The sequence below is a fragment of the Shewanella sp. HN-41 genome (genome assembly GCF_000217915.1).
GTDB lineage: Bacteria > Pseudomonadota > Gammaproteobacteria > Enterobacterales > Shewanellaceae > Shewanella.
Genome location: NZ_AFOZ01000039.1, coordinates 1 through 5,954, shown reverse-complemented (window position 1 = coordinate 5,954; position 5,954 = coordinate 1). Strand labels below are relative to the sequence as shown.

The following is a 5,954-nucleotide window of genomic DNA, read 5'->3' as shown; positions in this document are numbered from 1 at the left end:
TTACCCAGCTGCGCGTGCATCGACTGTTGGTAGCAACCAAACGTGCATATCATCGCACCACGAACAGCCATCATCGGTTTCGTTGCCATCCTAATTTACTGAAATCAGGGTATAAAGCGACCAAGCCTGAGCAGTTATGGGGGGCTGATATCACCTACTTACCGACGCAACGCGGTGAAAGTTACCTGAGTTTGATAACGGATGCCTACTCACGCAAAATTGTGGGCTTCCATGTGGCAGATAATATGCGCACGGCATCGGTGAAACAGGCGTTTACACAAGCACTTAAGCAGCGGCGTGGAGCAGAAGCGTTAATTCATCATTCGGACTGGGGCTCGCAGTACTGCTCGGATGAATATCAGCAACTGCATCGACAATACGGTGTCCGATGTTCAATGACCGATGGTTACGACTGCTATCAAAATGCCCTCGCAGAGCGGGTTAACGGTATCCTCAAAAACGAGTATTTACTGAGTCAACCCAAGGATTTAAGGGAGGCGAGGAAAATGGTGGCAGAGTCGGTGGCGATATATAATCGCAAACGGCCGCATCTGGCCTTAAAATACAAAACGCCCGATGAAGTACATCAGGCGTTTTAAAGGAAATAAGTGTCAACTTATTTCAGGACTAGACACAGTACAGAATCATTTTCAATTGCATCGCAGCAGGCTTTGCCCCAAGTTCTAGCAACTTCCTTTTTACTGAAAGTTTTAGACTCACGATGTATAATTTCCCCACTTTCTTTAACGCGTATAGTGCAACGGTAGCTAAAGTCCCCGTTTGCCTTAGCGCGTTTTTCAATAGTAAATGACGCCATAGAATGAGATTAACCTTAATTCGTCCTACCCCCAAAAGGGGACTATATGGGGCTCCATATAACGAAATTGACGGCAATTACAAGCAACTAGAAGTAACTCAAGATAAACAATGAAAATTGAAAACCACCACTTAAAGCCATGTGCACCAACGAAATTGCTTGATAGAACCTTCTCCATTGCACCTATGCTCGATTGGACGGACCGTCATTACCGTTATTTTGCGCGTTTGATGTCGACCAATGCCTTGTTGTATACCGAGATGGTGACAACTGGGGCGATTTTGCATGGCCGTGGTGATTACCTCGCCTATAACCAAGAAGAACATCCTCTGGCATTGCAATTGGGTGGTTCGAATCCCAGTGAGCTTGCCCGCTGCGCCAAGCTTGCCGCCGAGCGCGGTTATGATGAAGTGAATCTCAATGTGGGTTGTCCTTCCGATCGCGTGCAAAACGGTCGCTTTGGTGCCTGTTTGATGGCCGAACCTGAGCTGGTGGCTGAGTGCGTCGATGCCATGAAACAAGTGGTGGATATTCCTGTGACGGTAAAAACGCGCATCGGAATTGACGAGCAGGATAGCTATGAGTTTTTGACTCACTTTATTGATACTGTTATGGCCAAGGGCTGTGGTGAGTTTATTATTCACGCCCGCAAGGCTTGGCTTTCGGGCTTAAGTCCAAAGGAAAATCGCGAGATCCCCCCCTTAGATTATGACCGTGCGTATCAGCTCAAACGTGATTATCCGACACTCAATATCAGCATTAACGGTGGCATAACTAGCCTTGAACAGGCCAAAACCCACTTGCAGCACTTGGATGGTGTGATGATGGGACGTGAGGCTTACCAAAATCCGTATATCCTCGCTCAAGTTGACCAAATGCTCTGTGGTAGCCCAAAAGCGGTAATAAGTCGTGAGGCTGTGATTGAGACTATGTTGCCTTATATTGAAGCCCATCTTCAATCCGGTGGGCGGCTCAATCATATTACTCGCCATATGATAGGACTATTCCAAGGTTTACCCGGTGCGCGTGCTTGGCGTCGTTATTTGAGCGAAAATGCCCATAAAAATGGTGCGGGTGTTGAAGTGGTTAGACAGGCATTACAGAGTATTCAGACTGATATTATTGATTAATTTTTGTACACATCAAAAGATGGTGAAATTAGCTAAAGTCAGTAGTATTTTTCACCACTTCATTATTCCCCACGCTATTCGTGTGACTGCAGTTTTGTATTTTATGATGTTATTATCAATGATATCAATATTTTACATTTTTATATATAAGTTGGCACGCCCTTTGTAATAGTCCCTATGTCAAGTTAATCAATCGAAAGGGACGACATCATGTTTACTTTAAATCTTAAAAAATCAGTTCAAGTGAGTATGTTAATCGGTGCGTTAGTAGGTAGCATTGCTGTACATGCTGAAGCCGCACCAGTATCGGATGTTATAGGCGCTATTGAGCAAACGTTGAGCTCCCAGACACAAGAATTGCTTGCCAGCACTAAACGTGAGTTAGTGTTATCGCTACAAACTCAGCTTGCTGAAAGTATCTATGACTTCAATAGTCAGCTTAGCCTCAGTGCCGACAATAAAGACGAATCGGCCACAAGTAACGAATATAGCGCTAAGTAATAGGAGCTGCCTATGTGGTTTGTAGCCCCCTTAATGACCTTGCTACTGCTACCAGTGATTAGCCTTGCGTTGTTTTCAGGAATTATCTGCTGGTTTCAGTGGCATTGTTACAGCGATAAATGAGTGAGTATCTTTGCTATGTGGGAGATTAAAATGAAACGAGCTAAAGTGCGGATGGAAAATCCAGAACGGCTAGTCTGTGGCGTTGCTGCTGGAATGGCATGGCAATTTGGTTGGTCCTGTTTTTGGACTCGCGCAGTATGGGCTGGAGCCATTGTATTTATGCCTGGCGTGAGTTTATTGATTTACTTCGTATTGGCACTATTAGTTGACCAATGGAAGAGACCGATATAAATCCATGCGGATAAATATCGGCTAATAGATAGTTATGTTGGAATAATTCGATACTGGGCGGCATATTGGACTTTGCCATTGCTCCGATGGGATAGCGGGATGCTATCAACAAGAGGGCGCTTAGACCCCCATGCCAATAGTCAGTGCTTTACGTTTTAAGTGAGCATTACTTTTTAAGAAAAGCCTTAAATCTGGCTTTCGCTTCATCACTCTTCAACCTAACACTAAATTGCTCTAACTCTTGATGCATTTGATGCTGCACTCGGTTTTTATGTGGTCGCATCAATTGGCGAGTGGTTTGCAGGGCTTGTGGCGGCTGATTCGCCAGCTTTTTAGCTTGGGCAAGGGCATGACTCAATAATTCTTCCTGGGCAATGATATCGTTAATCATATTGAGTCTGTGGGCCGTATTAGCATCGAAGCTTTCGCCGAGCAGCAGTAGTTCTGCCGCCTTTTGGTAACCCACGAGTTCAGGCAGAAGTAAGCTTGCGCCAGCCTCAGGCACCAGCGCTAAGTTGACAAAGGGGAGTTGAAACTTTGCGGTGTTATCGGCATACACTAAATCGCAGTGCAGCAGTACGGTTGTGCCAATACCAACCGCAGCCCCTGACACGGCGGCGACCAGAGGTTTTTTGAGTTCTAATAGACAAAATAAGAAACGTACCGCGGGATGATTTGGACCTAAGTCACTATTTTTTAAAAATTCTGCAATATCATTCCCTGAGGTAAAGCAATTATCTTGGCCGTGGAGCATAAAGGCACGAATGTCGTTGTCTGCCTCACCTTCGATCAGGTATTCTGTCAGTTGTTTATACATATCAAGATCAAGTGCATTGCGTTTATCGGGGCGATTAAAGCTGATAATACGCACGCCCTGATCATCCCGAACCTGTATATGACTCATGGGTTGTTTTCCTTTACGACGACATTGGGTAGACATGGAGTTTAAGACATTGAAACCAATATTCAAACAGATGTTTAATTGTCTCGCATTATCCTGTGCATCATTTTCTGTGTTGGCGAGTGTGGTCATGACCGAAGGCCATGTCCGAGCTATGCCGGATACGGTACCCAATACTGCAGCCTACTTTACGCTCGAAAACCACACAGAGAAAACAGTCCGCCTAACAGGTGTATCAACAAGTGTGGCAAAGGAAGCTCAACTGCACACTATTATTGAAGAACAAGGTATGGTCAAAATGCGTCAGGTCGAAGGTTTTGATATTCCATCCCATGGAAGTTTGACACTCTCACCATCGGGCGAGCACGTTATGCTGTTAGGGTTAAAGGCTCCCCTCGTTTTGGATCAAAAAGTGGATCTGCAATTACAGTTCAATGACGGTGAACAAATGTCGATCACATTACCCGTGAGCAAACAAGCTGAAAATTCTGCAGAGCAAGAGCATCATCACCATCATTAAGGAGTCGCTTGATGCAAATTACATGGAAAAAAGTTATCGGTGTCGGTTTATTTGTAGTCTTAGTCGGTTATGGCGTGAGTGTGTGGTGGAGTATCGAACCCGATCCTATCAATCCTCAACAGCTTACGGCCACAGAGAAAAATGTGGTTGGTTATGCTACGACAACATCATTGATTTTGACGGTAGAAACCCTGCTGGATAAGCAAGGTGGTTGGTTATCCAATGACGTGATGCCACCTTCTATTTTTATGGATAACATGCCTGCCTTTGAATACGGCGCTCTTGAGCAAGCGCGCGATCTGGCGCTGATCATGCGCAAAGAGTTTAGTCGATCCCAATCCCAATCGGCGGCCGATAAAGATTTAGGTGAAGCGCAAGCTAAGCTCAATATCGACCATACAAGTTGGCTAGTGCCTAGCGCGGAAAGCGAATACCGCGATGCGATAAAGTTACTGAAGCTGTACCGTGCTCGCATGATGGATCCTAATAACCAAGATGCACAGTTTTATGCCCGTGCCGACAATCTCAATGAATGGTTAAAAGAGGTGCAAAAGCGTTTAGGCAGCATGTCTCAGCGTTTATCGGCCAGTGTTGGCCAAGAACGCCTTAACACCGATTTGGCTGGTGATAATGCTGCGCGCCAATCGACCCCCAATTTAGCGAGCCATCAGGTCAAGACGAGCTGGTGGAAAATCGATGATGTGTTCTATGAAAGCCGAGGTGCTTCTTGGGCATTGCTGAACTTTATGCGTGCCGTGGAAGTCGATTTTGCCGACGTTTTGAAAAAGAAAAATGCTGAAGTGAGCCTAAGACAAATCATTCGTGAGTTAGAGGCGACTCAGCAAACGGTCTGGAGCCCTGTGGTGTTAAATGGCAGTGGTTTTGGTCTAGTCGCTAATCATTCATTGGTTATGGCTAACTATGTATCCCGTGCAAATGCCGCGGTGATTGATTTAACGAACTTGCTATCTCAAGGTTAATTATGAAAAAAACACTCCTCGCCAGTGCGGTATTAGGATTTTTTATGGCCACCTCCGCCCAAGCGGCCACTGTGGTTGGGTTTAAAATTGGCGGTGACTACTGGGACGCCGATACTAGCGGTACTTTTGCCGATAAAGGTCAACCCCAGCAAACTTTTGACTACAGTTCATCGGCCCAAGGCAGTTACTGGCTCGCGGTTGAACATCCGTTACCTTTTATTCCGAATGTTAAAATCCGTGAAAATAGCCTAGATCAAAAAGGTAGTTTGACGAACGCTGACTTCAGCTTCAATGGCCATGATTTTACTGGCAATGTGACCAGCTATACCGATCTGAGCAACACAGATTTTGTGCTCTACTACGAGCTGCTGGACAACGACATAGTGTCATTCGATCTCGGCGCAGCCTATAAACTGATGCACGGTTCTATGCGCGTACAAGACGCGGGTCACCCAGAAGAGATCGATGTTGATAGCGGTATTGTGATGGGTTATGCCAGTACGCATATTGGTATGCCAGGCTTAGGTCTATTTGGCTTTGCGGATTTAATGCTTGGTGTCAATGAGTCGAGCGTACACGATTACTCTGTAGGTCTAGGCTGGGAGTTTGATGGTGTTGCGGTCGATACTCGTGTGCGTGTGGGTTACCGCGAATTTTTATTCGATGTGAATAACTTCTCAGGGATCAGCGCCGACACTAAGTTCGATGGTTATTTTGCGGGTGTAGAAATTGATTTCTAATCATCCCCATC

At 45.6% G+C, this 5,954-nt stretch carries 8 protein-coding genes; 7 read left to right on the top strand and 1 reads right to left on the bottom strand.

Annotated features, from left to right (window positions below; translation table 11 throughout):
- From SOHN41_RS14570 to SOHN41_RS14545, 4 genes are all read left to right on the top strand, one after another.
- On the top strand, positions 1–599 hold a 599-nt coding region (locus SOHN41_RS14570), incomplete at its 5' end, for an IS3 family transposase (RefSeq protein ID WP_037459276.1).
- A gap of 328 nt (positions 600–927) precedes the next feature.
- Positions 928–1,947 (top strand): tRNA dihydrouridine(20/20a) synthase DusA, encoded by a 1,020-nt coding sequence (dusA, locus tag SOHN41_RS14560; protein WP_007650375.1) that lies wholly within the window; start codon positions 928–930, stop codon positions 1,945–1,947.
- Positions 1,948–2,157: 210 nt separating this feature from the next.
- Positions 2,158–2,448: a hypothetical protein gene (locus SOHN41_RS14555; RefSeq protein ID WP_007650368.1), complete on the top strand. Its 291-nt coding sequence runs from the start codon at positions 2,158–2,160 to the stop codon at positions 2,446–2,448.
- 153 nt (positions 2,449–2,601) lie between these two features.
- The gene (locus tag SOHN41_RS14545; RefSeq protein WP_007650367.1) at positions 2,602–2,802 is read left to right on the top strand and encodes a PspC domain-containing protein; all 201 of its coding nucleotides are present in this window, start codon (positions 2,602–2,604) and stop codon (positions 2,800–2,802) included.
- Positions 2,803–2,968: 166 nt separating this feature from the next.
- Here SOHN41_RS14545 and SOHN41_RS14540 read toward each other — a convergent pair whose 3' ends face one another.
- Positions 2,969–3,706, bottom strand: coding sequence for an enoyl-CoA hydratase (locus tag SOHN41_RS14540; RefSeq protein ID WP_007650366.1), 738 nt, complete (start codon positions 3,704–3,706; stop codon positions 2,969–2,971).
- A gap of 34 nt (positions 3,707–3,740) precedes the next feature.
- On the opposite strand from SOHN41_RS14540, the gene SOHN41_RS14535 reads away from it, so the two are divergent.
- From SOHN41_RS14535 to SOHN41_RS14525, 3 genes are read left to right on the top strand one after another with little or no spacing between them, the layout of a single operon-like run.
- A complete protein-coding gene (locus SOHN41_RS14535) occupies positions 3,741–4,223 on the top strand; it encodes a copper chaperone PCu(A)C (RefSeq protein ID WP_037459270.1) in 483 nt (160 codons plus the stop codon).
- An 11-nt stretch (positions 4,224–4,234) separates the two neighbouring features.
- Positions 4,235–5,203: a DUF2333 family protein gene (locus tag SOHN41_RS14530; RefSeq protein ID WP_007650362.1), complete on the top strand. Its 969-nt coding sequence runs from the start codon at positions 4,235–4,237 to the stop codon at positions 5,201–5,203.
- Between the two features lie 2 nt (positions 5,204–5,205).
- Entirely contained in the window at positions 5,206–5,943 is a 738-nt protein-coding gene (locus SOHN41_RS14525) for a TIGR04219 family outer membrane beta-barrel protein (RefSeq protein WP_007650361.1), read from the top strand.
- Positions 5,944–5,954: the final 11 nt, after the last annotated feature.

Bases quoted from the DNA above. Each gene is read 5' to 3' on its own strand.
- dusA (WP_007650375.1), top strand. From the start codon at position 928: ATGAAAATTGAAAACCACCACTTAAAGCCATGTGCACCAACGAAATTG.
- SOHN41_RS14555 (WP_007650368.1), top strand. From the start codon at position 2,158: ATGTTTACTTTAAATCTTAAAAAATCAGTTCAAGTGAGTATGTTAATC.
- SOHN41_RS14545 (WP_007650367.1), top strand. From the start codon at position 2,602: ATGAAACGAGCTAAAGTGCGGATGGAAAATCCAGAACGGCTAGTCTGT.
- SOHN41_RS14540 (WP_007650366.1), bottom strand. From the start codon at position 3,706: ATGAGTCATATACAGGTTCGGGATGATCAGGGCGTGCGTATTATCAGC.
- SOHN41_RS14535 (WP_037459270.1), top strand. From the start codon at position 3,741: ATGGAGTTTAAGACATTGAAACCAATATTCAAACAGATGTTTAATTGT.
- SOHN41_RS14530 (WP_007650362.1), top strand. From the start codon at position 4,235: ATGCAAATTACATGGAAAAAAGTTATCGGTGTCGGTTTATTTGTAGTC.
- SOHN41_RS14525 (WP_007650361.1), top strand. From the start codon at position 5,206: ATGAAAAAAACACTCCTCGCCAGTGCGGTATTAGGATTTTTTATGGCC.